Source organism: Paenibacillus sp. 01T422 (assembly GCF_056398785.1).
In genome coordinates this window covers 1-556 of record NZ_JBFTQB010001565.1, presented here as the reverse complement: position 1 = coordinate 556, position 556 = coordinate 1, and the positions used below count along the sequence as shown (strand labels likewise).

Here is a 556-nt window from a genome sequence, read left to right as displayed (position 1 = left end):
TCCTTGCAGGATCAATTAACCCATGGCGATATCTTGATTCAGGCTTGTTCGGATGATCCAGTGATCTGTTTTCATGCCATCCGGAATTTGGCTAAGGCAGCACGTGGAGTTGCTCACTTACGCTGGCAGCAAACTGGTCAGCTAGGTGTGAAGGCACAAGGGACCAAACGGAATTTGTTCGGTTTCAAGGACGGTACGAATAATCCGGCCTTGACGGATGAAGCATTTATGAAAAATAACATATGGGCTGATGGCGGGGATGGTGCGGCGTGGTTTGCTGGTGGAACCTACATGGTCGTGCGCCGCATTCAAATGCGAATTGAAACATGGGATCAACAAACGTATTCCGATCAAGAGGAAATTATTGGACGTCAGAAAGTTTCCGAAGCACCGCTAGATGGTCAAAAGGAAATGGATCAGCCTAAATTCGAAGGGGACGCCGATGGTAAATTTACACCGCTCGATTCCCACGTTCGCCTCTCGAATCCGCGCACAGGCGAGAATTCAGAACGTGAACGTATTTTTCGAAGAGGCTATAATTTCATGGAGAATTTGG

Annotated in this window: 1 protein-coding gene; it reads left to right on the top strand. The window is 47.8% G+C overall.

Going from position 1 to position 556, the window contains the following annotated elements:
• Positions 1–556, top strand: a 556-nt coding sequence (locus tag AC1DUA_RS40195; protein WP_477504960.1) for a Dyp-type peroxidase, incomplete at both ends; no start/stop codon positions are given.